Annotated in this window: 25 protein-coding genes; 15 read left to right on the forward strand and 10 right to left on the reverse strand. The window is 66.9% G+C overall.

What is annotated here, in order from left to right; genetic code table 11:
• Window positions 1–32 precede the first annotated feature (32 nt).
• The 10 genes from HNP02_RS24730 to egtE all read left to right on the forward strand — a co-directional run bounded on the left by HNP02_RS24730 (window position 33) and on the right by egtE (window position 9,508).
• Window positions 33–485 (forward strand): hypothetical protein, encoded by a 453-nt coding sequence (locus tag HNP02_RS24730; protein ID WP_184443132.1) that lies wholly within the window; start codon window positions 33–35, stop codon window positions 483–485.
• A gap of 280 nt (window positions 486–765) precedes the next feature.
• The gene (locus tag HNP02_RS24735) at window positions 766–2,217 is read left to right on the forward strand and encodes a catalase (protein WP_184443133.1); all 1,452 of its coding nucleotides are present in this window, start codon (window positions 766–768) and stop codon (window positions 2,215–2,217) included.
• Window positions 2,218–2,450: 233 nt separating this feature from the next.
• Window positions 2,451–2,981: a hypothetical protein gene (locus HNP02_RS24740; protein WP_184443134.1), complete on the forward strand. Its 531-nt coding sequence runs from the start codon at window positions 2,451–2,453 to the stop codon at window positions 2,979–2,981.
• 40 nt (window positions 2,982–3,021) lie between these two features.
• Entirely contained in the window at window positions 3,022–3,450 is a 429-nt protein-coding gene (locus tag HNP02_RS24745) for an organic hydroperoxide resistance protein (protein WP_184443135.1), read from the forward strand.
• A gap of 4 nt (window positions 3,451–3,454) precedes the next feature.
• Window positions 3,455–4,093 (forward strand): sensor domain-containing protein, encoded by a 639-nt coding sequence (locus tag HNP02_RS24750; RefSeq protein ID WP_184443136.1) that lies wholly within the window; start codon window positions 3,455–3,457, stop codon window positions 4,091–4,093.
• A gap of 124 nt (window positions 4,094–4,217) precedes the next feature.
• The gene (egtA, locus tag HNP02_RS24755) at window positions 4,218–5,492 is read left to right on the forward strand and encodes an ergothioneine biosynthesis glutamate--cysteine ligase EgtA (RefSeq protein WP_375373709.1); all 1,275 of its coding nucleotides are present in this window, start codon (window positions 4,218–4,220) and stop codon (window positions 5,490–5,492) included.
• Window positions 5,489–6,778: an ergothioneine biosynthesis protein EgtB gene (gene egtB / locus HNP02_RS24760; RefSeq protein WP_184443138.1), complete on the forward strand. Its 1,290-nt coding sequence runs from the start codon at window positions 5,489–5,491 to the stop codon at window positions 6,776–6,778. The genes egtA and egtB overlap by 4 nt, the downstream gene beginning before the upstream one ends.
• Window positions 6,778–7,470, forward strand: coding sequence for an ergothioneine biosynthesis protein EgtC (egtC, locus tag HNP02_RS24765; RefSeq protein WP_184443139.1), 693 nt, complete (start codon window positions 6,778–6,780; stop codon window positions 7,468–7,470). The genes egtB and egtC overlap by 1 nt, the downstream gene beginning before the upstream one ends.
• Complete coding sequence (gene egtD, locus HNP02_RS24770; protein ID WP_184443140.1) at window positions 7,467–8,432, forward strand: L-histidine N(alpha)-methyltransferase; 966 nt, start codon at window positions 7,467–7,469, stop codon at window positions 8,430–8,432. Before egtC ends, egtD begins: the two co-directional genes overlap by 4 nt.
• Window positions 8,429–9,508 carry an ergothioneine biosynthesis PLP-dependent enzyme EgtE gene (gene egtE, locus HNP02_RS24775; RefSeq protein ID WP_184443141.1) on the forward strand — a complete coding sequence of 360 codons (1,080 nt, stop codon included), beginning with the start codon at window positions 8,429–8,431 and terminating at the stop codon, window positions 9,506–9,508. Before egtD ends, egtE begins: the two co-directional genes overlap by 4 nt.
• Here the strand turns inward: egtE and HNP02_RS24780 are convergent.
• Genes HNP02_RS24780 through HNP02_RS24790 form a run of 3 tightly spaced genes read right to left on the reverse strand, consistent with a single transcriptional unit; the run spans window position 9,505 to window position 12,474 of the window.
• Window positions 9,505–10,191 (reverse strand): class I SAM-dependent methyltransferase, encoded by a 687-nt coding sequence (locus HNP02_RS24780; RefSeq protein WP_304611012.1) that lies wholly within the window; start codon window positions 10,189–10,191, stop codon window positions 9,505–9,507. The two genes, egtE and HNP02_RS24780, sit on opposite strands and share 4 nt — an antisense overlap.
• A gap of 9 nt (window positions 10,192–10,200) precedes the next feature.
• A complete protein-coding gene (locus tag HNP02_RS24785) occupies window positions 10,201–11,691 on the reverse strand; it encodes a glutamate--cysteine ligase (protein WP_184443142.1) in 1,491 nt (496 codons plus the stop codon).
• A gap of 9 nt (window positions 11,692–11,700) precedes the next feature.
• The gene (locus HNP02_RS24790; protein ID WP_184443483.1) at window positions 11,701–12,474 is read right to left on the reverse strand and encodes a class I SAM-dependent methyltransferase; all 774 of its coding nucleotides are present in this window, start codon (window positions 12,472–12,474) and stop codon (window positions 11,701–11,703) included.
• A gap of 9 nt (window positions 12,475–12,483) precedes the next feature.
• Between HNP02_RS24790 and glpK the strand changes: the two genes are divergently transcribed.
• Complete coding sequence (glpK, locus tag HNP02_RS24795; RefSeq protein ID WP_184443143.1) at window positions 12,484–14,001, forward strand: glycerol kinase GlpK; 1,518 nt, start codon at window positions 12,484–12,486, stop codon at window positions 13,999–14,001.
• A gap of 51 nt (window positions 14,002–14,052) precedes the next feature.
• Here the strand turns inward: glpK and HNP02_RS24800 are convergent, their stop codons facing one another.
• The 6 genes from HNP02_RS24800 to HNP02_RS24825 form a co-directional block, all read right to left on the reverse strand.
• Window positions 14,053–14,925: an oxidoreductase gene (locus HNP02_RS24800; protein ID WP_184443144.1), complete on the reverse strand. Its 873-nt coding sequence runs from the start codon at window positions 14,923–14,925 to the stop codon at window positions 14,053–14,055.
• Between the two features lie 81 nt (window positions 14,926–15,006).
• The gene (locus tag HNP02_RS24805) at window positions 15,007–15,156 is read right to left on the reverse strand and encodes a hypothetical protein (protein WP_184443508.1); all 150 of its coding nucleotides are present in this window, start codon (window positions 15,154–15,156) and stop codon (window positions 15,007–15,009) included.
• 92 nt (window positions 15,157–15,248) lie between these two features.
• A complete protein-coding gene (locus tag HNP02_RS24810) occupies window positions 15,249–15,998 on the reverse strand; it encodes a PadR family transcriptional regulator (protein ID WP_184443145.1) in 750 nt (249 codons plus the stop codon).
• 95 nt (window positions 15,999–16,093) lie between these two features.
• Window positions 16,094–16,621: a PadR family transcriptional regulator gene (locus tag HNP02_RS24815; protein ID WP_184443146.1), complete on the reverse strand. Its 528-nt coding sequence runs from the start codon at window positions 16,619–16,621 to the stop codon at window positions 16,094–16,096.
• A gap of 60 nt (window positions 16,622–16,681) precedes the next feature.
• Entirely contained in the window at window positions 16,682–18,235 is a 1,554-nt protein-coding gene (locus tag HNP02_RS24820) for an NCS1 family nucleobase:cation symporter-1 (RefSeq protein ID WP_184443147.1), read from the reverse strand.
• Window positions 18,236–18,329: 94 nt separating this feature from the next.
• A complete protein-coding gene (locus HNP02_RS24825) occupies window positions 18,330–19,040 on the reverse strand; it encodes a GntR family transcriptional regulator (protein WP_184443148.1) in 711 nt (236 codons plus the stop codon).
• Window positions 19,041–19,181: 141 nt separating this feature from the next.
• Here HNP02_RS24825 and HNP02_RS24830 point away from each other — a divergent pair, with 141 nt between their 5' ends.
• The 3 genes from HNP02_RS24830 to HNP02_RS24840 are packed head-to-tail and all read left to right on the forward strand — an operon-like array spanning window position 19,182 to window position 22,097.
• Window positions 19,182–20,528 (forward strand): carotenoid oxygenase family protein, encoded by a 1,347-nt coding sequence (locus tag HNP02_RS24830; RefSeq protein ID WP_184443149.1) that lies wholly within the window; start codon window positions 19,182–19,184, stop codon window positions 20,526–20,528.
• Window positions 20,529–20,567: 39 nt separating this feature from the next.
• On the forward strand, window positions 20,568–20,948 hold the full coding sequence (locus tag HNP02_RS24835) for a hypothetical protein (protein WP_184443150.1): 381 nt from the start codon (window positions 20,568–20,570) through the stop codon (window positions 20,946–20,948).
• Window positions 20,949–20,957: 9 nt separating this feature from the next.
• Entirely contained in the window at window positions 20,958–22,097 is a 1,140-nt protein-coding gene (locus HNP02_RS24840) for a cation:proton antiporter (RefSeq protein ID WP_184443151.1), read from the forward strand.
• 1 nt (window position 22,098) lies between these two features.
• On the opposite strand, the gene HNP02_RS24845 is transcribed toward HNP02_RS24840, so the two are convergent.
• Window positions 22,099–22,779, reverse strand: a complete 681-nt coding sequence (locus HNP02_RS24845; RefSeq protein ID WP_184443484.1) for a TrkA family potassium uptake protein — start codon at window positions 22,777–22,779, stop codon at window positions 22,099–22,101.
• Window positions 22,780–22,889: 110 nt separating this feature from the next.
• Here HNP02_RS24845 and HNP02_RS24850 point away from each other — a divergent pair, with 110 nt between their 5' ends.
• Window positions 22,890–24,386, forward strand: a complete 1,497-nt coding sequence (locus tag HNP02_RS24850; protein WP_184443152.1) for a potassium/proton antiporter — start codon at window positions 22,890–22,892, stop codon at window positions 24,384–24,386.

The following is a 24,386-nucleotide window of genomic DNA, read 5'->3' on the forward strand; positions in this document are numbered from 1 at the left end:
AGCACCTCAGAACCGCGACGATCATCGGAAACATGAGCGAAACACCCACGTCCACCGAACCAACGACCGGCCCCATCGAAGCCGCGCCGCCGCCGGCCGTTCCCCCGACTCCACCGCCTGCGCCGCACGAGCACGACCGCAAGCCGAGCAGACTCACCGCCGTCGCCGCGTGGGTCGGCATCGTGGCAGGCACCGTGTTCGTCGTCGCTGTCATCTTCTTCAGCGGCTTCATCCTCGGCGCGCACTCCGGCGGCGGCGGCCATCACTGGGGTGGCGGCGACCGCGGAGACCATCGCGGTGGCGGGCAGATGCACGAGGACGGCCAGCGCATGGGCCCGATGTTCCGGCCGGGACCCGGTTTCGTCTTCCCCGGCGGACCGGGTGGGTTCCCCGGCTTCGGGCCCGGTGGACCCGGCGGCATGGGACCGGGCGGTCCAAGTGCACCGGGTCAGCCTGGCGCACCGACGACAACCCCAAGTCGCTAGCCCAGGAAATCTTTTTCTTGACTCATTCCAGAATGGGCGCATACTGAGAGGCGTCAACTCAAAGTCTCTGCAGCCCAACGTGTTCGCCCAGGACGGGCGAGCCATTGTGTCGGGTCGCGACGCGGTCCGGACGTCGATCGAGGCGTCTGTGCCTCGTCGCCCCCGGCACTATCTGCTTCTCAATGGCCGGCCGTAGCCGATTTGGCTTAGTGAGCCCGCGGCTGGGTATCCGAAGCTTCAGTGGAGACAGCCCACCCCACTAGAGGAGATGAGTCAGGACATGACCGGCAGTTTCACGACGAACGATGCAGGCAATCCGGTACCCAGCGACGAGCGGTCGCTTACCGTCGGCCCCGATGGCCCGATCCTGCTGCAGGATCACTACCTGATCGAACAGATGGCCAACTTCAACCGGGAGCGCATCCCGGAGCGCCAGCCGCACGCCAAGGGCGGCGGCGCGTTCGGTCACTTCGAGGTGACCAACGACGTCAGCCAGTTCACCAAGGCGGCGGTGTTTCAGCCAGGCGTCAAAACCGAGACGCTGAGCCGGTTTTCGACGGTGGCGGGCGAGCGCGGCAGCCCAGACACCTGGCGCGACCCGCGCGGGTTCGCCCAGAAGTTCTACACGTCCGAGGGCAACCTGGACATCGTCGGGAACAACGTCCCGATCTTCTTCATCCGTGACCCGATGAAGTTTCAGCACTTCATCCGTTCACAGAAGCGCATGGCGGCCAACAACCTGCGTGATCACCACATGCAGTGGGACTTCTGGACGCTGGTGCCCGAATCAGCGCACATGCTGTCGTGGCTGATGGGTGATCGTGGCATCCCGAAGACCTGGCGGAACATGAACGGCTACTCCAGCCACACCTACAGCTGGCTGAACGCCGCCGACGAGCTGTTCTGGGTGAAGTACCACTTCAAGACCGATCAGGGCATCGAGTTCCTCACCCAGGACGAGGGGGACGCGATGGCGGGCAAGGACGGCGACGCCCATCAGCGCGATCTGTACGACGCGATCGAGCGCGGCGAGTATCCGACGTGGTCGCTCAAGGTGCAGATCATGCCGTTCGAGGAGGCCAAGACCTACCGGTACAACCCGTTCGACCTGACCAAGGTCTGGCCCCACGGCGATTACCCGCTGATCGACGTCGGCACGCTGACGCTGGACCGCAACGTCACCGACTATCACACCGAGATCGAGCAGGCGGCGTTCGAGCCGAACAACATCGTGCCCGGCACCGGGCTGAGCCCGGACAAGATGCTGCTGGCCCGCGGTTTCTCCTACGCCGATGCGCACCGCGCCCGGCTGGGGGTCAACTACAAGCAGATCCCGGTGAACACGCCAAAGGTGGAGGTGCACAGCTACTCCAAGGACGGCGCCATGCGGATCCGCAATGTCACCGACCCGGTGTACGCGCCGAACTCGATGGGTGGTCCCAAGGCCGACCCGGCGCGTGCGGCCGAGGTGCACTGGGTCTCGGACGGGGACATGGTGCGCTCGGCGTACACGCTGCGTCCCGAGGACGACGACTGGGGTCAGGCCGGCATCATGGTTCGCGAAGTGCTCGACGACGAGGCGCGGGAGCGGTTGGCCAACAACGTCATCGGGCACGTATCCAAGGGCGTCAAGGAGCCGGTGTTGTCGCGGGTGTTCGAGTACTGGAAGAACATCGACCCCGATCTCGGCAAGACGATCGAGGAGGGCGTGCGGGGCAAGAACGGCGCGTAGCCGGATCGGGTTGCCATCGCACCACCCCTTCGCTGACCACCGGTTGTGCGGTTTCATACACGACTCGCAGTGACGGGCGTATGGGACCGCACAGTCGGGGCGTTCTCGATCCGACAGCCGATACGACACGCCGTGGAATCACAGTCTTGTGATTCCAATGGGGTCTGTGGGACTATTGAGAATTTTGGGGAACATGTGGCGGTGGCCCGTGAATCGTGACAGTGTCGCTAACCATGACTGGCCCGCGCTGTGCCCGATGGGCGCTCGTCGCGCTGATGGCATTGGTGGCAACGCTCAGCGGGTGCGGGCTGCGCGGTGAGCCCCTGGCCCGCGAAGGCGTCACGATGTTCACCGTCGGCGACTGCGTCGCGATTCCCGACCACTCTCCCGCCAACGGCGCCCTGAAGGCGACCAAGGCCGGCTGCGGTGCCGACCCGAGCTACACCGTCGGCGCACTCACCGACAAGGCTGGCTCATGCCCGAGTAACGAGTATCAGCATCTGCCAACACAATTCGCGGATCCGTCGACGTCGCGGCTGTGCCTGGTGCCCAACCTCGTCGCCGAGCACTGCTACGTGCTCGACATGCCCATCGGTGTGGTCCAACTGGCCGACTGCACCGATCGGCGCCAAGCGGGATTGCTCGTCCAGGTCACCCAGCGGCTCGACGTTCGCGACCAACAGGCGTGCCCGTCGGACGTCGGTCAGTTTGCCTGGCCGTACCCCTCGCCAGCGCGCACGTACTGCACGCTGACGATCTACTGACGGCTCGTCCGTCGGCATTCACGGCTGGCATGATCGAGCCATGAGCATCGAAGTCGTTTACACCGCAGAATCGACGGCGACCGGCGGGGGCCGCGACGGCCACGTCAAGTCCACTGACGGCAAGATCGACCTGGATACCCGCCCGCCCAAGGAGATGGGTGGCAGCGGCGAGGGAGTGAACCCCGAACTGCTGTTCTCGGCCGGCTACTCGGCATGCTTCCTCGGTGCGCTGCGGCTGGTCGCGCGAAACGAGAAGATTGCCATCGACGACGCCAGCGGCATCACCGCCCAGATCGGCTTCGGCAAGGATTCCGATGGTGGGTTCGGACTGACCGCCACCCTCATCGGCTACCTGCCCGGCCTGGAACAGGGTGTCGCCGACGACCTGATGCAGAAGGCGCACGGCGTGTGCCCCTACTCGAAGGCCACCAGCGGGAACATCGACGTCACGCTGTCGGCGAAGGTCTGACCGCATGCGGATCACCTCCGCGTTGATGGTCGTCGGTCTTGCCGTCGCGCTGGCAGCACCCGCCGCCGCGCGCCCGTCCGATCCTGGCGTGGTCTCCTACGCCGTGCTCGGCAAGGGTTCGGTGGGCAACATCGTCGGTGCCCCGATGACGTGGGACTCGACGTTCACCGCACCGTTCCAGGGCTTCTACGTCGACGCCCCGAACTGCAACAACTGGGCCGACATCGGGCTGCCCGACGTCTACGCCGATCCCGACCTGGCGTCGTTCAACGGCGCCGTGGCACAACGTTCGGCGAACGACGACACCAACCTGGTCAAGCAGGCCGTCGGGGTGTTCGCCACCAACGACGCGGCCACCAGGGCGTTTCACCGAGTGACCGACAGAACCGTCGGTTGCGATGGCACGACCACCGTGATGCACCTCGACGACTTCGTCACCGAGACGTGGTCGTTCGAGGGGATTCAGCCAACGGCGACCGACGCGGTGTGGGTGAAGCAGGAAGTGGGTATTGACCGACGGTGCTTCACGCAGACCCGGTTGCGCGAGAACGTTCTGCTGCAAGCGAAAGTCTGTCAGCCTGGCAACGGCGGGCCCGCGGTGAACGTGCTGGCCGGGGCGATGCAGAACTCGCTCGGTCAGTAACGGTCGGGCCACCGGGGAACACCCAGCCTCGAGTTACGGGAAATTCGCGAGACTTTGTCGGTGTCCTCTGGAAGATGGAGGGGGTGTCGGCGATCTTGAACGATCCGTGTCCGAACGGGAGGGGATGGTTGCGATGACCACCACCGCGGCAGACCTTCGCCCGATTCCACTGGCGACATCAAGTGCCGCCGATGTCGCCAGGTACGTCGGCGGCGCATGTCTGCGCGACGGGCCCGTCGGCAACGTCGGTCTGGAGATCGAGGCGCACTGCTTCGACCTGGCCGATCCGATGCGCCGCCCCGGCTGGGACGAGCTGACCGAGGTCATCGCCACCGTGCCGGAACTACCCGGTGGCAGCGTCATCACCGTCGAACCGGGCGGCGCGGTCGAACTCTCCGGCCCGCCGTTCGACGGCGCCGTCGCGGCGATCGAGGCGATGAGCGCGGATCGGGCGGTGCTGCAGGAGGCCTTCGCCCGCAGCGGGCTGGGCCTTGTCCTGCTCGGCGCCGATCCGCTCCGGCCCGCCAAACGGGTCAACCCCGGCGCCCGCTACCACGCGATGGAGCGGTTCTTCGAGGCCAGTGACACCGGCGTGGCCGGGGCCGCGATGATGACCTCGACGGCATCGGTTCAGGTCAACGTCGACGCGGGCCCGCGCGACGGCTGGGCCGCGCGGGTGCGACTGGCCCACGCGTTGGGCCCGACGATGATCGCGATATCGGCCAACTCCCCACTGCTTGCCGGTGAATTCTCGGGGTGGCGCAGCACGCGCCAGCGGGTGTGGAGCCAACTCGACTCGGCCCGCTGCGGCCCGATCCTCGGTGCGGATGGCGACGATCCCGCCAACGACTGGGCGCGGTACGCGCTGAAGGCACCGGTGATGCTGGTGCACACTCCCGAGGCCGTCCCGGTGACCGAATGGGTGCCCCTCGCCGACTGGGCAGATGGCACGACCCTGCTGGACGGGCGCCGCCCGACGGCAGCCGACGTCGACTACCACCTGACCACGCTGTTCCCACCCGTCCGGCCGCGGGGATTCCTCGAGATCCGGTACCTGGACAGCGTGCCCGACGACGTGTGGCCCGCGATCGTGTTCACCCTCGTCACGCTGCTCGACGACCCCGTTGCGGCCGACATCGCCGCTGAGGCAACCGAACCCGTCGCCACCGCATGGGATCGCGCCGCGCGCATCGGGCTCGGCGACCAACGGCTGCAGGAGTCTGCGATCCGCTGCGTGCGGGCTGCAGCCGAACGCTCACCCGAGGGGTTGATCGACGCCATGGAGACACTGGTCGCGCAGGTGGAGGCGGGACGCAGCCCCGCCGACGAGTTCTCCGATCGTGTCGTGGACCGCGGCGTCGTCGCGGTGGTGAGCCACTTGGCGAAGGGTGTTTCGTGACGACGCGTGAGCTGCTGGCGCGCGAGCTGACCCAGGCGCGCGATCGCACACTGCGATTGGTCGAGTTCGACGACGCCGAACTGGTGCGCCAGTACGACCCGCTGATGAGTCCGCTGGTCTGGGACCTCGCCCACATCGGCCAGCAGGAGGAGCTGTGGCTGCTGCGCGGCGGCGACACGCGCAGGCCCGGCATCCTGCCTGCCGCGGTGGACGGTCTCTACGACGCCTTCGTGCACTCGCGGGCCAGCCGCGTCGACCTTCCCCTGCTGCCGCCCGCCGACGCCCGCTCGTACTGCCGCACCGTGCGATCGAAGGCGCTCGACGCGTTGGACGCACTACCCGACGACGACGGCTCGGGTGTGGATCCCGCGTTCGTCTACGGGCTGGTGATCAGCCACGAGAACCAGCACGACGAGACGATGCTGCAGGCACTCGGCCTGCGGTCGGGCCCGCCGATCCTCGGAACCGGCGCGCCGTTGCCACTCGGCCGCCCTGGCGTCGCGGGTACGTCGGTTCCGGTGCCCGGCGGTCCGTTCGTCCTTGGCGTCGACGCGGTCACCGAACCGCACTCGCTGGACAACGAGCGGCCTGCGCACGTCGTCGACGTGCCCAGCTTCCGGATCGGGCGCGTTCCCGTCACCAACGCCGAGTGGCGCCGGTTCATCGACGACGGTGGCTACCGCGAGCCGCGGTGGTGGTCGGACCGCGGCTGGTCGCATCGCCAGGAGGCGGGTCTAGTGGCACCGAAGTTCTGGAATGTCGACGGCACGCGCACCCGGTTTGGTCACGTCGAGGACATTCCCTCCGACGAACCCGTTCAGCACGTGACGTTCTTCGAAGCCGAGGCGTACGCGGCGTGGGCCGGGGCTCGGCTGCCCACCGAGATGGAGTGGGAGAAGACGTGCGCGTGGGATCCCGTCGCGCAGAAGCGTCGCCGGTTCCCGTGGGGTGCAACGGAACCCACCGCCGCGTTGGCAAATCTGGACGGCGACGCGCTTCGGCCGGCGCCGGTTGGGGCCTACCCGGCCGGCGCGTCGGCGTACGGAGCGGAGCAGATGCTCGGCGACGTGTGGGAGTGGACCACCTCGCCGCTGCGGCCGTGGCCCGGTTTCACCCCGATGGTCTACGAGCAGTACACGAAGCCGTTCTTCGACGGCGACTACCGCGTGCTGCGGGGAGGGGCCTGGGCGGTGGGGTCGAACATCGTGCGGCCCAGCTTCCGCAACTGGGATCACCCCATCCGGCGGCAGATCTTCTCCGGTGTCCGGTTGGCCTGGGACGCCTGATGTGCAGGCATCTGGGCTGGCTGGGTGCACCGGTATCGGTGGCATCGCTCGTCCTCGACCCGCCGTACGGCCTTCTGGTGCAGTCGTATTCGCCGCGGCGTCAGAAGCACGGCCTGGTCAACGCCGACGGCTGGGGTGTCGGCTTCTTCGACCAGCAGGCCCCGCGACGGTGGCGCAGCGCGGCCCCGCTGTGGGGTGACGCATCGTTTGCATCGGTGGCGCCCGCGCTGCGCAGTGAATGCGTCGTCGCGGCGGTCCGCTCGGCGTCCGTCGGCATGCCCATCGAAGCGACCGCCACGGCGCCGTTCACCGACGGACGGTGGCTGCTGTCGCACAACGGGATAGTGGACAGGGCGGTGTTGCCACCGTCTGCGGCGGCTGAATCCACCGTCGACAGTGCACTTCTCGCGGCACTTGTCTTCGACAGGGGACTCGATCGACTCGGTGACACCATCGCCGAGGTCGGAGCCGCCGACCCCAACGCCCGGTTGAACATACTGGCCGCCAACGGATCTCGACTGCTAGCCACGACATGGGGTGACACTCTGTCGGTGCTGCGGAGAGACGACGGCGTGGTGCTGGCCAGCGAACCCTACGACGACGACCCCGACTGGCAGGAGATCCCCGACCGCCATCTGGTCGACGTCTCCGGCACGCACATCGAACTCGTTCCCCTGAAAGGATCGTCATGACCTTGTCGTTGTCCAACTATCTCGCCGCCGACTCCGCCGCGGACGCGCTGCGGCGAGACGTACGCGACGGCCTGACCTGCACTCCGAAGTCGTTGCCGCCCAAGTGGTTCTACGACTCCGTCGGCAGTGACCTGTTCGACCAGATCACTCGGCTGCCCGAGTACTACCCGACGCGCGCCGAGGCCGAGATCCTGCGGGCCCGCGCCGCGGACATCGCCGCGGCCTCCGGTGCCGACACGTTGGTCGAACTCGGCAGTGGTACGTCGGAGAAGACCCGGATCCTGCTGGACGCCCTGCGCGATGGTGGATCGCTGCGACGGTTCATCCCTTTCGACGTCGATGCGTCCGTGCTGGAGTCCGCCGGTGCCGCCATCGGCGAGGAGTACCCGGGCATCGAGATCGACGCCGTCTGTGGGGACTTCGAAGAGCACCTCGGCAAGATTCCCCACGTTGGCCGCCGGCTGGTGATCTTCCTCGGATCGACCATCGGCAACCTCACCACCGAGCCCCGCGCGGAATTCCTTGCCGCACTGGCGGACAACTTGGAACCGGGGGACGGGCTGCTGTTGGGTACCGACTTGGTCAAGGACGTCGACCGGATAGTGCGCGCCTATGACGACGGTGCGGGAGTGACCGCTCAGTTCAACAAGAACGTGCTTGCGGTCGTGAACCGGGAAGTCGACGCCGACTTCGACCTCGATGCCTTCGACCACGTCGCACGCTGGAACGTCGACGAGGAGCGCATCGAAATGTGGCTGCGGGCAAGCACTCAGCAACGCGTACGCGTCGGTGGGCTCGACATGAGCGTCGACTTCGCTGCCGGCGAGGAGATGCTCACCGAGGTGTCCTGCAAGTTCCGGGCCGACGCCGTCGCCGCCGAGCTTGCCGCCGTCGGTCTGCGCCGGACCAACTGGTGGACCGATCAGGCCGGGGACTTCGGGCTGTCACTCGCGGTCAAGTGAGCCTGGCGACCGCCTGGCGCGACGCCAGACCGCCGGTGGCGGGCGTGCACCTCGACAGTGCCGCATGCTCTCGGCAGACGTTCGCCGTGATCGACGCCGTGGCCCAGCACGCGCGGCACGAGGCCGAGGTCGGCGGGTACGTCGCGGCCGAAGCCGCCGAGCCCGTGCTCGAGGCGGGGCGGGCTGCCGTCGCGGCGCTCACCGGGTTCACCGCCGCCGACGTCGTCTTCACCACGGGCGCCAACCACGCCCTCGACATCCTGCTCGGCGATTGGCGTGGCGCCAAGACTCTGGCCTGTCTGCCTGGCGAGTTCGGGCCGAACCTGGTCATCATGGCGCAGCACGGATTCGACGTGCGGCTGCTGCCGGTCGATGACGCGGGCCGTCTCGACGTCGACGCTGCCGCCCGTGCCTTGCGGGCCGATCCGCCTGCGCTGGTGCACTTCACGCCGCTGGGCAGTCACCGCGGCATCGTTCAGCCCGTAGAGGCGATCGCCGCGGTGTGCCGCGGTGTGGGCATCCCTCTGATCGTCGACGCCGCCCAGGCCTTCGCCCACCTCGACTGCGCAGACGTCGGCGCCGACGCGGTGTACTCGGCGTCGCGGAAGTGGACCGCTGGGCCGCGAGGGCTCGGTGTGCTGGCCGCCCGCGGCGGCCTGTTGAGCGAGTCGAGGCTCGGGTGGTTCGGCCATACCGAGGTGAACTGCGCTGCACAGGTGGGTCTTTCGATCGCGCTCGGCGAGCACTTGGCTGCGGGGCCAGCGCAGATCCGGGCCCGGCTGGTGGAACTCGGCGCCATGACCCGCACCGCGCTGGCCGGTGTGGCGGGATGGCAGGTGGTCGAACCCACCGACGAGCCCAGTGCCATCACCACGCTGAGCCCACCCGACGGCGTCGACCCCCAGGACGTGCGGGCCAGGCTGATCGCCGAACACCGGATCGTCACCACCTACGCGGGAACCGAGCGTGCGCCGCAGGAGATGCCCCGCCCCGCGTTGCGGCTGTCACCTCACGTCGACGCCAGCGCCGAGGACCTGGAGGCGTTCGCTGCGGCGCTGGTCTCCGTGACCGATTAGGCCTTGTGTGCCGTCAACAGGAACGCCGGGAACTTGATCCGGTCCTTGTCGTCGCGGTCGTGGGGCGGCATCTCGAACGGCGCGTCCCGGATGGCGATCGCGTGGGCGTGGATGAACGCAGGCCGGACTTCGTCGATCTCCCAGTACTTTCCGACCGCTGCCCGCAGTTCGGCCTCGTCGACCTCGTTGGGCTTGGTCTCGAGTTCGGCAGGGAATGCGCCCTTCGCGAACACCAGGATGTAGTACGTCGCACCAGGAGCGGCGGCGCGCAACACCGACTGCTGGTAACCGTCGCGGCCCTCGACGGGCAGCGAGTGGAACAGCGTCGAGTCGATGATCGTGTTGAACCGGCCGTCGAACCCGGTGAACGTCGTGATGTCGTCCTGCACGAAGGTCGCATTGGGGAGATTGCGTTCCTTGGCAGCCTTGGTCGCGGCGGCGACCGCGGTCGGGGTCAGCTCGATGCCGACCACCGTGTAACCGTCGGCGGCCAGCGCCAGCGACAGCTCCGCATGCCCGCAGCCCGCATCGAGCACGTCGCTGCGCACCTTGCCGGCCTGGATGAGCGCGGCCAATTCGGGTTGCGGCTCGCCGATGTTCCACGGTGGTGGGCCCTCGAACCCGCCCTCTCCGCGGTAAACGTCGTCCCAATCCATGATGTCGGAGTTCGTCGAATCGCTCATGGCTCTACGCTACGCGGGCCCGTCCCACGTGTGCACGGGCTCGTTGCTGTGCATGCGCTCGCAGTAGAGACGCAGCATCTCGGCCAGTGCCTGCGGCCTGGCCAGCCCCCGTTCTTGCAACGCGTGGACCGTTGCGACCTGCCACGCCGACCCGTTGCGGCCCGTCTTGGCACGGCCTTCGATGACGCGGAGGAAGCGGTCGCGCACCTCGACGGCGACACCCCACCGGCGCAGCCCCTCTTCGGCCATCGGCAGCAACTGGCGCAACACCAGCTCATCGGGTGTCACCTCGCCGATCCCTGGCCAGTACAGGCGGGCGTCCATGCCGTGCTGTGCAGCGGCGAGGAAGTTGTGTTCTGCTGCAGCGAAACTCAGCTTCGTCCAGATGGGCCGATCGTCGTCGGCCAACGTGCGCAGCAATCCGTAGTAGAACGCCGAGTTCGCCAGCATGTCCACCACCGTCGGGCCCGCGGGAAGCACCCGGTTCTCCACCCGAAGGTGCGGTCGGCCGCCTCCATCGGTGCCGACGACGTCGTACACCGGACGATTCCACCGGTAGACGGTGCCGTTGTGCAGTCGCAACTCGGACAGCTTGGGCGTACGGCCCGCCGCGAGTTCGGCCACCGGGTCCTCGTCGGAGATCTCGGGCAACAGCGTTGGGAAGTAGCGGACGTTCTCCTCGAACAGATCGAAGATCGACGTGATCCAGCGCTCGCCGAACCAGACCCGCGGCCGCACGCCCTGGGTCTTGAGCTCGTCGGGCCGGGTGTCGGTGGCCTGGGCGAACAGCTCGATGCGGGTCTCCGCCCACAACTGGTGGCCAAAGAAGTATGGCGAGTTGGCACCAAGCGCCAGCTGCGGACCCGCCAGCACCTGCGCGGCATTCCAGTTCCTCGCGAAGTCGGCGGGGGACACCTGGAGGTGCAATTGCATGCTGGTGCAGGCGGATTCGGGCGCAATCGAGGCCGATTCCAGGCTGAGTCGCTCCGGCCCGGAGATGTCGATGTGGATGTCCTCGCCGCGCGCGGTGAAGATCGAGTCGTTGAGCGCTTGATAGCGCGTCGACTCGCTCATCCAGTCGCCTGCGAGGTGCTCGGGTAGCAGCGTCGGCAGGATGCCGACCATGACGATGTGGGCGCCGTCCTGGTTCGCCTTGACCTCGGCGGCGTTCAGGCTGGCGCGTACCTCACCCTCGAGCTCGAGGGCGGCCCGTCCCGGCAAGGGTCGCGGCGGAACGTTGAATTCGATGTTGTAGGCGCCCAATTCGGTTTGGTAGGCCGGATCGGCGATCGACGCAAGGACTTCGGAGTTGTTCATCACGGGCTGGTAGTCGGCGTCGACCAGGTTGCACTCGATCTCCATGCCGGTCATCGGCCGTTCGACGTCGAAACTCGATTGGGCGAGCATCGTCTCGAACACGTCGAGGCACAGCTGCACCTTGCGCCGGTAGTCGCGGCGTTGTGCACGGCTGTATTCGGCCTGGGTGACCTCTTCGCCCACGGGCCGAGCCTAGCCGCGGCTGGCCACCACCACCTGCGGGTTGGCCAGGCCGCCGCGTAATTCGAGTGTGATCGCGGGGTCGGCGTGGTTGGCCAGCGCGCGCAGCGCCGACGGACTGTAGGAGCGCAGTGAGCTGATCACGCCGTCGTGCACGAACGGGACGAACGGCGCGAACGGCAGCATCGTCGCCAGCCGCAGCAGGTGCAGCGGTGTCGGCGGCCGGGGTAGGTCGATGATCAGCAGCTTGCCGGCGGCGCGGGTGCCCTCGGCGAACACCCGGGATGCAGCAGCGGGCGGCAGGTGATGGAACGAGAGCGCGAATACCGCGAGGTCGAACTGGCCGTCGGCGGCGTCGATGTCGGTGGCGTCCATCTCGCGCACCAACACGCGGGGATCGTCGCCAAGGTCGCCTGCCGCAATCGCGGCCACCGAATCGGGTTCGACGTCGGTGACGGTGAGCCGGGCGGTCGGATGCATCTCCAGCAGCTTGGCCGACAGACCGCCATGGCCTGACCCCAGCTCGAGGATCTTCGGGTCGGGCACGTCGGCGACTTCCTCGAGTGCGATGTGTGCGAACTTCTCGTGGTTGCCGAACCACTGTCCCGTGAGCTCGAGCGCCCGGACGACACTCCGCTTCCGCGCCTCTTCGTGGGGGTCTCCGCCCGAGTCGCGGTCGAGGTATTCGAGCCGGTCGGTCTGCAAGATGCGGTCAAGGCACGACGCGTCCGGGCCTCCACGGGGCATGCGATCAATGTCGGCGACGTGCGTGCTCATATGGACCATCATGGACGCATGGCCGACTTCGTCGCAGCAATCGACCAGGGCACTACGAGCACCAGGTGCATGATCTTCGACCACGACGGCGCCGAGGTCGGCCGCCATCAGCTCGAACACGAGCAGATCTTGCCGAGGGCGGGCTGGGTCGAGCACAACCCGGTGGAGATCTGGGAGCGCACCGCGTCGGTGACGACGTCGGCGCTCAACAAGACCAAGCTGTCCTCGGGCGACCTGGCCGCCCTGGGCATCACCAATCAGCGTGAGACCGCGCTGGTCTGGAACAGAAGGACCGGCAGGCCGTATTACAACGCCATCGTCTGGCAGGACACCCGAACCGACCGGATCGCCTCCGCGCTGGACCGCGACGGCCGCGGCGACGTGATCCGTCGCAAGGCGGGGCTACCGCCCGCAACCTATTTCTCCGCGGGCAAGGTGCAGTGGATCCTGGAGAACGTCGACGGCGTGCGCGCCGACGCCGAGAACGGCGACGCGATCTTCGGTACGCCCGACACCTGGGTGCTGTGGAACCTGACCGGAGGTCCGCGTGGCGGCGTGCACGTCACCGACGTGACGAACGCCAGCCGCACCATGCTGATGAACCTGGAGACGCTCGACTGGGACGATGAACTGTTGTCGTTCTTCGGGATTCCGCGTCGGATGCTGCCCGACATCAAGCCGTCGTCGTTGCCGGAGGCGTACGGCACCACGCTCGCGGACGGGCCGCTCGGCGGTGAAGTGGCGGTCACCGGGATCGTAGGCGACCAGCAGGCCGCGATGGTCGGACAGGTGTGCCTGAGTGCCGGCGAGGCCAAGAACACCTATGGCACAGGCAATTTCCTGCTGCTGAACACCGGCGAGAAGATCGTGCGATCGCAGAACGGACTCTTGACCACGGTGTGCTACCAGTTCGGGGACGCGAAACCCGTTTATGCGCTTGAGGGTTCGATCGCCGTCACCGGATCGGCCGTGCAGTGGCTGCGCGATCAGCTGGGCATCATCAGCGGCGCCGCCCAGAGCGAGGCGCTGGCACGACAGGTCGAGGACAACGGCGGCGTCTACTTCGTGCCTGCGTTCTCCGGTTTGTTCGCGCCGTACTGGCGATCGGATGCGCGTGGCGCGATCGTGGGGCTGTCGCGGTTCAACACCAACGCGCACGTGGCCCGCGCGACGCTGGAGGCGATCTGCTACCAGAGCCGTGACGTCGTCGATGCCATGGAAGCCGACTCCGGCGTGCACCTCGAGGTGCTCAAGGTCGACGGCGGCATCACCGCCAACGACCTGTGCATGCAGATTCAGGCCGACGTGATCGGTGTCGACGTGGTCAAGCCCGTCGTCGCCGAGACCACAGCGCTGGGCGCGGCCTACGCAGCAGGGCTGGCCGTCGGGTTCTGGAAGAACCCCGACGATCTGCGGGCCAACTGGCAGGAGGGCAAGCGCTGGTCTCCCACGTGGAGCGAGGACCAGCGCACCACCGGCTACGCGGGTTGGCAGAAGGCGGTGCAGCGAACCCTCGACTGGGTCGACGTCCAGTGACTTCGGCGTGATTCGTCACGCTGAGCGTTACCGATCACGCCGAAATCGCAACTAGGCGAGGGCGTCCAGCTGGGACTTCACCTCGGTGGGCAGTTCGATGTCGGCGACGGCCAGGTTCTCCTCGAGGTGCTCCACGGACGACGTGCCGGGGATCAGCAGCACGTTCGGCGCCACCGACAGCGTCCACGCGAGCGCGATCTGTGCCGGGGTGCGGCCCAGATCGACGGCGGCCTGCTTGACGGCGGGATTGCCCAGCACGGGGTTGTCGGCATTGAAGGCGGAGCCCAGCGGGAAGAAGGGCACGAACGAAATGTCGTGTTCAGTGCAGAAGTCGAGGACCGGTTGTGAGGTGCGGTCGACCAGGTTGTATGCGTTCTGCACGGTGACGATCTCCGTGCGCTGCAACGCAATCCGCAGATGTTCGAGACTTATGCTGCTGAGTCCGATTCCGGTGATCAGCCCTTCGTCGCGGGCCGTGATCATGGCCGTCAGCTGACGGTCGAACAACTCGCTGTCGAGATCGCCGGGGCTGCTGGGATCCTCACTCGTCACGCGGAGGTTGACCGCGGCGAGCTGATCGACACCGAGGGTTTGGAGGTTCGTCTCGATGTCGGCACGCAGATCGTCGGGCTGGTGCGCAGGAACCCACGCGCCCGTGTCGTCGCGCCGTGCCCCGACCTTGCTGACCAGCGCCAGGTTCTCCGGATACGGGTGCAGTGCTTCGCGGATGAGTTGATTGGCGACGTCGGGGCCGTAGAACTGTGCGGTGTCGATGTGGTCGACGCCCAACTCGACGGCCCGCTTGAGTACCGCGATCGCCTGATCGTGGTCGCGCGGTGGCCCGAAGACACCGGGTCCTGGGAGCTGCATGGCGCCGAACCCGACGCGGTTGACCGTGTACTGGCCCAGCTGAAAGGTCGTCATTGGGTCAGGCTATCGACGTCGCGACTTCGGCGTGATCGGTCGCGTTGAGCGCAACCGATCACGCCGAAAATCACGTACGGGTCAGTAGGTGGGGTTGAAGAAGTCAACGCCACCGACCGGGCACTCGACCTTCGCCTTGCACGTGGTGCCAGTCTGGATGCCCGGAAACCACAGCTTGTCCGCGATCGTCGCCCCGATGACGGACTTCGTACGAGTGCGTTTGGTGAACATGTCGTGCTCCTATGTGTGGTCGCCGCCCCGGTTGGGCCGCTTGCACACATAAGAGCCACGCTCTCCAGTTCTCTTACACTTTTTCGACGCGATCATTCCTCGCCGAGGATCTGATAGATCTCGCGGCGCGCATTGTTGACGATGTCGACGATGCGCTGCTGCTGCTCGCCCGAGGCGGCGTGCGCCGACTGGGCGACTGCGCCCATCAGCTGGCCGACGGCTGCGCGCAGGCTCACCGCGCCGGGGTCGGCGCCTTCGGTGATCTCATCCCACGGTGCCGTCTCGATCTTCTCGACGGCGGCGCGGCCGTCGTCGGTGAGCTCGAAGAGCTTCTTGCTTCCGTCGGACTCGGTCGCGACGATCAGGCCCTCGTCGACGAGCAGCTGCAGCGTCGGGTACACCGAGCCGGGGCTCGGCTTCCACAGTTGCTGGCTGCGCTCGGCGATCTCCTGGATCATCTCGTAGCCGTGCATCGGCCGGTCGGTGAGCAGCTTGAGGATCGCGGCACGCACGTCACCGCGCCTGCTGCGTCCGCCGCCACGGGGTCCGCCGCGGCGGCCTCCGCGAGGTCCACCGGGTCCGCCGGGGCCGAAGCCACCGGGACCGAAGCCGAAGCCACGACCCGGGCCGAAGCCTCCTGGGCCGAAGGCCGGTCCGAAACCGAAGCTGGCATCGCCGCCGCCGCGGTGTTCACGGACGTGGTCGCGGAAGTCGCGACGGGCTTGTCTGCGCTGTTCGTGCTGGACGCGGCGGTCAGTGGGACCGAATCCGAATCCTGGGCGGCTCACGTAGGGGCTCTCGAATTGACCCTCGGGGGGTCCTTCATTGAATGGGGTGTTCATGTCTGTGTCCTTCTTTCGACTGGAAACGCCGAAATGCGCTTCCGATACGTCGACGATATATCGGAAACTATCGCGATGCAACTACTAATCTGAACTCAGTCGTCGGCCCGCTCGTCGATCGCCTTGATCAGCCAGCGCGCCCACTGCGCCTCCATGACGGCGTTTTGCAGGCCGTACTCCAGCGCTGCGCGGCCGTAGAAGTCTTCGCCACTTTCGCACCAATCGATCGAATCACGAAGGTGCTCGAGTCGTTTCAGCTCGGAGTCGGCGTGCTCGGCGAAGGCCGTGACGTACGTGCGGGCGTCCTCGACCGGGATCTCGTCGAGCAGGAAGACGCGCAACAGGTCCGGCCTGCGCGAGGCCGGATCGTCCTGCGGGCTGGTGATCCAGCGCACCAGTTCGGCCCGGCCCGCGTCGGTGACGCGATACTCCTTGCGGCCGCGCGGGCCGACGTCGGAGACCTCGATCAGGCCGCTGGCGGCAAGCTTGTTGAGCTCGCCGTAGAGCTGACTCTGGGTGGCAGGCCATACGTTCGCCATCGACTTCTCGAAGCGTTTGAGCAGGTCATAGCCACTGCCGGGGTGCTGTGTCAGCATTCCGAGTGCTGCGATGCGAAGGCTCACCGGAAAAGCGTACGGCCCGACATTCCAATTGTGGAAGGTCGGGCCGTAGCGCGTGTCGGATCAGACGGTTGCCTCGGCAGGTTCGCTCTCGGTCAGCGGCGACATCTTCCACGGGCCGCGCGTGGCCAGCACGTAGTACAGGGCGAAGGCCACCCCGCAGCCGATGAACCAGCTGTACTGCGACGCACCGGCCATTCCGAACACGATGCCGCCGAGCAGCACGGGTGCCATGGCCAGAATCGCGCCGACCAGCGTCGCGGCCACCGCGGCCGGGTTGTAGCCGTTCTTGTACCAGTAGTTCGCGGTCTTCGACATGGTGAACAGGTCGTCGACGACGATCTTCTGCTTGCGGATCAGGTAGAAGTCCGCGAGGAGGACGCCGAACAGCGGGCCGATGAACGCGCCGAGGGTCTCCAGTGTGTAGTGGATGACCTCCGGGTTGCTGTACAGATTCCACGGCGTGAGGAGCACCGAACCGACGGCGGCGATCATGCCGCCCATCCGCCAGCTGATCTTCTGCGGGCTGACGTTGGAGAAGTCGAACGCGGGCGAGATGAAGTTGGCCACGATGTTGATGCCGATGGTGGCGATGGAGAACGTCAAGGCGCCCAACACGATTGCGGTCACGCTGTCGATGCGTGCGACGGTCTGCACCGGGTCGGTGAGCAGCTCGCCGAATACCGGGACCGTCGCGGCCGCCGTGATGACGACCAGCAGCGAGAACACCAGGAAGTTGACCGGCAGGCCGAGGAAGTTGCCCTTCTTGACCGCCTTGAAGCTCTTGCCGTAGCGGGCGAAGTCGCCGAAGTTGAGCATCGGGCCGGAGAAGTAGGACACCACCAGTGCGATCGCGCCGAGCATGATGACCAGCGAGTTGCCCTTCTTCTCGCCACCGAGGTTCAGGCTGACGTGCCAACCGGACTTCCACAGCAGGTAGCCGCACAGGATGAACATCACGACGTAGACGGCGGGACCACAGAAGTCGATGAACTTGCGGATCGACTCCATGCCGCGCCAGAACACGGCTGCCTGCAGGATCCACAGCAGCGTGAAGCTGCCCCAACCGAGCAGCGACAGGCCGGTGAAGCCGTACTGCTCGACGTCGGCGTAGGGGGCCAGCCCGGGGAACAGCTTGAGCAGCACGATGTCGAGCGCCGCCGAGGCCAGGTAGGTCTGGATGCCGTACCACGCCACGGCGATCAGACCGCGGATGATCGCCGGGATATTGGCCCCGAGCACGCCGAATGGGCTGCGGCACACCACGGGATAGGGCACCCCGGCCTGCTGGCTGGGCTTGGCGACCAGGTTGCACAGGAAGTAGACGATCGTGATGCCCACCAGCAATGCAATGAGTACCTGCCAGCTGGCAAGGCCGAGCGCGAACAGGCTGCCGGCGGTGACGTAGCCGCCGACGCTGTGTACGTCCGACATCCAGAACGCGAAGATGTTGTAGGACGACCAGGTCTGCTTGCCAAGCGGCGCAAGGTCTTCATTGGTCAGCCGAGGGTCGTAGTCGGGCTTGATGACTCCGGCGCCCACCGGATGCCCTGCGGCTTCGACGATGTCGCCGGCGCCGATCTTGGCGCCCGGCGGTTGATCCTTGAGTTCGGTCATGTCGACGGCTTCCTGTCATCACAGTGCAGTGGATGCAGGAAACCTAGCCACGGCATATTTCGTAGCCGTTGCCTCAAGAATATATTTTCGTCAGCTACCGATCCGGCTCGATGAGGCCGCTACCTGGGGGAAGGGTGGCGACCACCCGGTTGAGGTTGTGATGGTGCACCGTTGCTGCGGCGAGCAGTCGGTCGACGTCGCGGCTCGTGAACGCGTCGAGCATGACTTGGTGGTCCTGGTGCAGTCGTGCCCTATCGGCGGTCTCGACGTGCACCATGACTTGGACGGGTTCGGTTATGTTCCAGGCTGATTCGAGCATGTGCATGAGGCGCAGCATGCGGGAGGGCCGGGTGAGGCCGATGTGGAATTCACGGCTCTGCCGGTGGTAGGTCTGCGGGTCGTCTTGGCGCACCGCGATTTCCAGGAGCCGATTGATCTCGACGACGTGCGCGCGGTCGGCGTCGGTGGCGAGGTTCACCGCCGCTGCCAGCGCGGCGGACTCGAGCGTCTCGCGCACGATGTACATCTCGGCCAGCTCGCTGGCGGTCAGTTGCGCGACGGTATAGCCGACGTTGGGCTGATGCTGCACCAGCCCCTCGGCGCTGAGGGTCTTGAGGCTCTCGCGCACCGGGATGGCGCTGACCCCGAACAGTTCGGCGACGTCGCCGACGGGGATCGAGGTGCCCGGCGGCACCCCGCCGTCGAGGATCACCCGGCGCAGTTCGTCGACGATGGTCTGCTGTGAGGTGCCGTCGCCGTTCACCGCGAGTTTGAACAGCAGCGCTGAGTGGCGACGGCCCGGCATCCAGCGATCTTCCTACGTTTCCGCTCCGCGCGACGGACGAGCAGCGGGCAACGGCGGCGAAGACATCGATACTCCACTATTGACATGTCACTAAAGGAATGTCAGTCTGGAGCCACTACTTCTTCAGCCCAGGAGACTCAGATGACCGACACGAAGGATTTCTCGGCGACCGACCCGGCCGGACTGCCCGGTGAGGGCCAGTTCTTCCAGGTGGGCAACTACGCGCCCGTCGCCGACGAGCTCACCGAATATGCACTGCCCGTCGAGGGCGCCATTCCGCCCGAGCTGGACGGGTGGTACCTGCGCAACGGACCCAACCCGCGCCAGGCCACCGCCCACTGGTTCACCGGTGACGGGATGATCCACGGCGTCCGCGTCGAGGACGGCCAAGCCAAGTGGTACCGCAACCGGTGGGTGCGTACCGATAGCTTCATCGAGGACTTCCCGATCTACGGCCCCGACGGGTCGCGCAATCTTCGGGCCGCCAAGGCCAACACCCACGTGGTCAACCACGCGGGAAAGACCCTGGCGCTGGTGGAATCGTCACTGCCCTACGAGATCTCCAACGACTTGGAGACCATCGGCGCGTACGACTTCGGCGGCAAGCTGGTCGACTCCATGACCGCCCACCCGAAGATCTGCCCGACGACGGGCGAGCTGCACTTCTTCGGCTACGGCAACATCTTCGAGCCGCACGTCACCTACCACCGCGCCGACGCCAACGGTGAGCTGGTGATCAGCCGTCCCCTGGACGTCAAGGCGCTGACGATGATGCACGACTTCGCCCTCACCGCGCAGCACGTCATCTTCATGGACCTGCCGATCGTGTTCAACCTCGACGTCGCGATGAAGGGTGAGGGCGACATGCCCTACCGCTGGGACGACGCCTACGGAGCCCGGCTCGGTGTGATGCGCCGCGACGATCCGTTCGGCGAGGTGCGGTGGTTCGAGATCGACCCGTGCTACGTGTTCCACGTGGCGAACGCCCACGACTCCGTCGATGGGAAGTCGATTGTGCTGCAAGCAGTTCGCTACCCCGAGCTGTGGCGCAACGACGGTGGCTTCGACGCCGACGGCGTGCTGTGGAGCTGGACGATCGACATGGCGGCGGGCACGGTGAGCGAGCGTCAGCTCGACGACCGCAACATCGAGTTCCCCCGCATCGACGACAGACTCGCCGGCCTGCCCGCCCGCTACTCCGTGTCGGTCGGCGACCACAACTGGGTGCGCCACGACCTGCCGACCGGCGAGGCCGTCGAACACGACCTCGGCACCGGCGGCCCCGGCGAGGCGGTGTTCGTGCCATCCGGGTCGGGGACCGCTGACGAGAGCAACGGGTTCTACCTCGGATACGTCTACGACCCCGCGCGCGACGGCAGCGATCTGGTGATCCTCGATGCGTCCGACTTCGCGGGCCAGCCGGTGGCAACGATCCGCTTGCCGCACCGCGTGCCGTACGGCTTCCACGGAAACTGGATCAGCGCGTAGTCGGCAGGTGCCGCCAGCCTCGGCAGCTATCGTGACCTGATGACTGTCAAGTGGCTCGACGATCCCGAGGCGCACGACTATGACGCGGCGACCGACTACCTCACGATGGTCGCGGAACCCGACATCGTCGCGCGCACGGTCGACGCGCTCAAGGGTGAAAGTACGATCTTCCGCAAGGCCAAGGACATCCTGCGCGCGGCCGAGCTGGCGCTGTTGACTGAGGAAAACCTTCACGTCAAGAATGACCTCGCCAAGATCGACGCAGGCAAGAAACTGTCGCCGATCCTCTTGGTACGCGGTGACTTCCGGACGGCGACGCCGTTGCAGATCGCCGACGGATATCACCGGGTCTGCGCCAGTTACTTGACCGACGAGAACACCCCGATCCCATGTCGGCTGGTGTCCTGGCAGCTGCGATGACCCGCTGAGATGTCGGGGTTCGGGTTCGGCACGCTGGCGCTATTGGCCGTCATCGGCATGGCCGGGCCGTTGCTCGCTGCGGTGCCGCGGCTCGGCATCCCGGTCGTCGTCGGTGAGCTCGTCGCCGGGATCATCATCGGCAGAACCGGATTCGGAATCGTCGACGCATCCGACCCGACGTTCACGCTGCTCGCCAACGTCGGCTTCGCGCTGGTGATGTTCGTCGTCGGCACGCACGTTCCGGTGCGCGACACCACGTTGCGCGCCGACTTGCCGAAGGCACTGCTGCGAGCCGTGCTCGTCGGTGCCGTTGCTGCTGTCCTCGGCGTCGTACTGGCCAGCGTGTTCCACACGGGACATGCGGCGCTCTACGCCGTCCTGATGGCGTCGTCATCGGCCGCGCTGGCACTGCCGGTGATCGACTCGCTCGGGCTCGCAGGCCCGAAGGTCCTCTCTGTCACCGCGCAGATCGCGATCGCCGACGCCGCGTCGATCGTGTTGCTGCCGTTGGTGATCGACCCCAGCCGAGCCCCTCGGGCAGCGCTCGGCGCGTTGGCCATCGTCGGCGGTGCCGCGGTGTTGTACGTGGTGCTTCGATACTTCGAGCGCAGCGGCCACCGCAAGCGGCTGCATCACTACTCCGAAGACCGCAGGGAGGCGCTGGAGCTGCGGATCAGCCTGATCAGCCTGTTCTCACTCGCGGCGCTGGCCGTCGCCACCCACGTGTCGATCATGCTGGCGGGATTCGCTCTCGGCATGGTGATGTCGGCGGTCGGCGAACCCCGCAGGCTCGCCCGCCAGCTGTTCGGCATCACCGAGGGCTTCTTCGGGCCGCTGTTCTTCGTGTGGCTCGGCGCCTCGCTGCAGGTGCGCGAACTCGTCGACCATCCCGACTTCATCGCCCTCGGAATCGGGCTCGGTGTCGGCGCGGTGCTCGCCCACTGCGCGGCCAGGGTGCTCGGTCAACCGCTGGCCCTCGCCGTGCTGGCGGCGGCACAGCTCGGCGTCCCCGTCGCGGCGGCCACGCTCGGCATCGAGCGGAACCTGCTGGCGCCAGGCGAGCCGTCGGCGCTGATTCTCGGCGCGCTGATCGCCATCACGGGCACCTCGATCGCAGGCACCGTGGCCAAGCGCCGCCAGAAGGCTTGAGCTACTGCGGATCCCGAACCGGCGCCGCGGCGTGAACGGCGGCCTGGATGGCACTCGCCACGGCGGGATCGGCGACGAACAGCAACTCATCACCGGCTTCCAGCACGTCCGACGGCTGGGGCACGATGACCCTGCTGCCGCGAACCACGGTGACCAATACCGTGTTCGCAGGCAGCCCCAACTCGTCGGCCCGACGACCGACGAGCGGATTGTCCTCGGGCAGAGTCAGTTTCGCCACGTCGGCCTGTCCGTGTCCGAGTCCCATCAGGCGCACGACGTGGCCAACGTCGATGGCGCCCTCCACCCCAGCGACCATGGCGCCCGGCGCCGAGACGGCCACGTCGATGCCCCACCCCTTGGTGAATAGCCACTCGTTCTTCAGGTCGTTGATTCTCGCGACCACCCTTGGCACGCCGAACTCGGACTTGGCCAGCAGCCCGATCACGAGATTCGCCTTGTCGTCACCGGTGGCCGCCATCAGGACGTCGCACGTCTGGACCCCGGCTTCCTCCAATGACGCCAGCTCGCAGGCGTCGGCGATCAACCAATCCGCGTCGGGAACCGAGTCGGGTTCGTAGTGCGCGCGCAGGTGTTCGATCAGCAGGATCTTGTGTCCGTTGTCCAGCAGTTCCCGCGCGACGGATCGGCCGACCTTGCCTGCACCGGCGATCGCAACGCGCAGCTGCCCTTCCTTCACCGGGCCATCTTGACTCATCGAGGTCGGGCACGAGCGCCCACCGGCGGACGTCGCACTGTTTTACTGGCAGCACACGCGCCGAGGGCAGGAACGAAATGAGCTTGGAACAGCTGTATCTGGCATTGCTAGTCGGCGGCTTCGTGCTGCTGGCCAGCATTGTCGGCACCCGGGTGGCGACCCGGGTGGGTTTTCCCAGCCTGCTGCTGTACCTGCTGGTCGGTGTCGTCATCGGCGAGGACGGGCTCGGCCTCCAGTTCGACAACGTCGAACTGGCCCGCAACATCGGCACGGTTGCGCTGGCGGTGATCCTGGTCGAGGGCGGATTGACCACCCGATTCGCCGACGTCCGCAGGGTGCTGGCACCCGCGGGCGTTCTCGCCACCGTCGGCGTCCTCATCAGCACGGCGATCACCGCCGCAGGCGCGCACCTCCTGCTCGACATGGACTGGCAGCTGGCGCTGCTCCTCGGAGCCATCGTGTCCTCCACCGATGCGGCCGCGGTCTTCTCGGTCCTGCGCGTGCTGCCCTTGCCGCGCCGGGTTGCCGGCCTTCTCGAAGCCGAGTCCGGGTTCAACGACGCTCCTGCGGTCATCCTCGTGCTCATGTTCAGCGCGCTGCCGTTCGTGCTCGAACCGGAGAGCGCCGTGGCGGGCATCGTGTACGAGTTGGTCGCCGGCTGCGCGATCGGACTCGCATTCGGTTTCCTTGGCGCGATGGCGCTGCGTCGGGTTGCCCTTCCTGCCTCCGGGCTCTACCCGATCGCGACGTTCGGGCTGGGAATGGTGGCGTTCGCCGCTGCGGGCACCGCGCATGCCAGCGGTTTCATCGCCGCGTATCTGGCTGCGGTGGTGCTCGCGAACTCGGGCCTGCCCCATCGGTCGGCCACCAGGTCCTTCGCCGAGGGACTCGGCTGGCTGGCCCAGATCGGCCTGTTCGTCCTGCTCGGCTTGCTGGTGGACCCGAGCGAGCTGGCAGCCGATGTCGTGCCGGCGATCGTCATCGGTCTGGTGCTGTTGCTCGTCGCCAGGCCACTGTCGGTGATCGGCTCACTGGCCGGGTTTCGCGTGCCGTGGCGCGAGCAGACGTTTCTGTCATGGGCCGGACTGCGCGGCGCGGTCCCCATCGTCCTTGCGACGTTTCCGATCGTGGCGGGGGTGCCCGACAGCTATCGGCTGCTAAACATCGTGTTCATCCTGGTGGTGGTGTTCACCCTGGTGCAGGGTCCGAGCCTTCGCCCGATCGCCCACGAGTTGGGCCTGATTCCGCGTGACTCACCCCGCGAGATCCAAGTCGAATCCGCGCCGTTGGACGTGCTCGAAGCCGAGCTGCTGACGCTGAAGGTGCGCCCGTCCTCCCGGCTGCACAACGTGACGGTCGTCGAACTCCGGCTGCCCGACCCGAGCGTGATCACGCTGATCATTCGCGACGGCCACACGTTCGTCCCGCTGCCCGACACCAGTATCGCGGTCGGCGACGAGCTGCTGATCGTTACCACGTCGAAGACGCGGGCCGCCGCCGAACGCAGACTCCGTGCCGTCAGTCGGCGGGGCAAGCTGGCGTACTGGTTCAACGAGTACGGCGACGCCGACTGA

The organism is Mycobacterium sp. AZCC_0083, from assembly GCF_014202335.1.
In the GTDB taxonomy this organism is placed as follows: domain Bacteria; phylum Actinomycetota; class Actinomycetes; order Mycobacteriales; family Mycobacteriaceae; genus Mycobacterium.

Coding starts and splice junctions, on each gene's coding strand:
- HNP02_RS24730 (WP_184443132.1), top strand. CDS start 33: ATGAGCGAAACACCCACGTCCACCGAACCAACGACCGGCCCCATCGAA.
- HNP02_RS24735 (WP_184443133.1), top strand. CDS start 766: ATGACCGGCAGTTTCACGACGAACGATGCAGGCAATCCGGTACCCAGC.
- HNP02_RS24740 (WP_184443134.1), top strand. CDS start 2,451: ATGACTGGCCCGCGCTGTGCCCGATGGGCGCTCGTCGCGCTGATGGCA.
- HNP02_RS24745 (WP_184443135.1), top strand. CDS start 3,022: ATGAGCATCGAAGTCGTTTACACCGCAGAATCGACGGCGACCGGCGGG.
- HNP02_RS24750 (WP_184443136.1), top strand. CDS start 3,455: ATGCGGATCACCTCCGCGTTGATGGTCGTCGGTCTTGCCGTCGCGCTG.
- egtA (WP_375373709.1), top strand. CDS start 4,218: ATGGTTGCGATGACCACCACCGCGGCAGACCTTCGCCCGATTCCACTG.
- egtC (WP_184443139.1), top strand. CDS start 6,778: ATGTGCAGGCATCTGGGCTGGCTGGGTGCACCGGTATCGGTGGCATCG.
- egtD (WP_184443140.1), top strand. CDS start 7,467: ATGACCTTGTCGTTGTCCAACTATCTCGCCGCCGACTCCGCCGCGGAC.
- HNP02_RS24780 (WP_304611012.1), bottom strand. CDS start 10,191: ATGAGCGATTCGACGAACTCCGACATCATGGATTGGGACGACGTTTAC.
- HNP02_RS24790 (WP_184443483.1), bottom strand. CDS start 12,474: ATGGTCCATATGAGCACGCACGTCGCCGACATTGATCGCATGCCCCGT.
- glpK (WP_184443143.1), top strand. CDS start 12,484: ATGGCCGACTTCGTCGCAGCAATCGACCAGGGCACTACGAGCACCAGG.
- HNP02_RS24800 (WP_184443144.1), bottom strand. CDS start 14,925: ATGACGACCTTTCAGCTGGGCCAGTACACGGTCAACCGCGTCGGGTTC.
- HNP02_RS24805 (WP_184443508.1), bottom strand. CDS start 15,156: ATGTTCACCAAACGCACTCGTACGAAGTCCGTCATCGGGGCGACGATC.
- HNP02_RS24810 (WP_184443145.1), bottom strand. CDS start 15,998: ATGAACACCCCATTCAATGAAGGACCCCCCGAGGGTCAATTCGAGAGC.
- HNP02_RS24820 (WP_184443147.1), bottom strand. CDS start 18,235: ATGACCGAACTCAAGGATCAACCGCCGGGCGCCAAGATCGGCGCCGGC.
- HNP02_RS24825 (WP_184443148.1), bottom strand. CDS start 19,040: ATGCCGGGCCGTCGCCACTCAGCGCTGCTGTTCAAACTCGCGGTGAAC.
- HNP02_RS24830 (WP_184443149.1), top strand. CDS start 19,182: ATGACCGACACGAAGGATTTCTCGGCGACCGACCCGGCCGGACTGCCC.
- HNP02_RS24835 (WP_184443150.1), top strand. CDS start 20,568: ATGACTGTCAAGTGGCTCGACGATCCCGAGGCGCACGACTATGACGCG.
- HNP02_RS24840 (WP_184443151.1), top strand. CDS start 20,958: ATGTCGGGGTTCGGGTTCGGCACGCTGGCGCTATTGGCCGTCATCGGC.
- HNP02_RS24850 (WP_184443152.1), top strand. CDS start 22,890: ATGAGCTTGGAACAGCTGTATCTGGCATTGCTAGTCGGCGGCTTCGTG.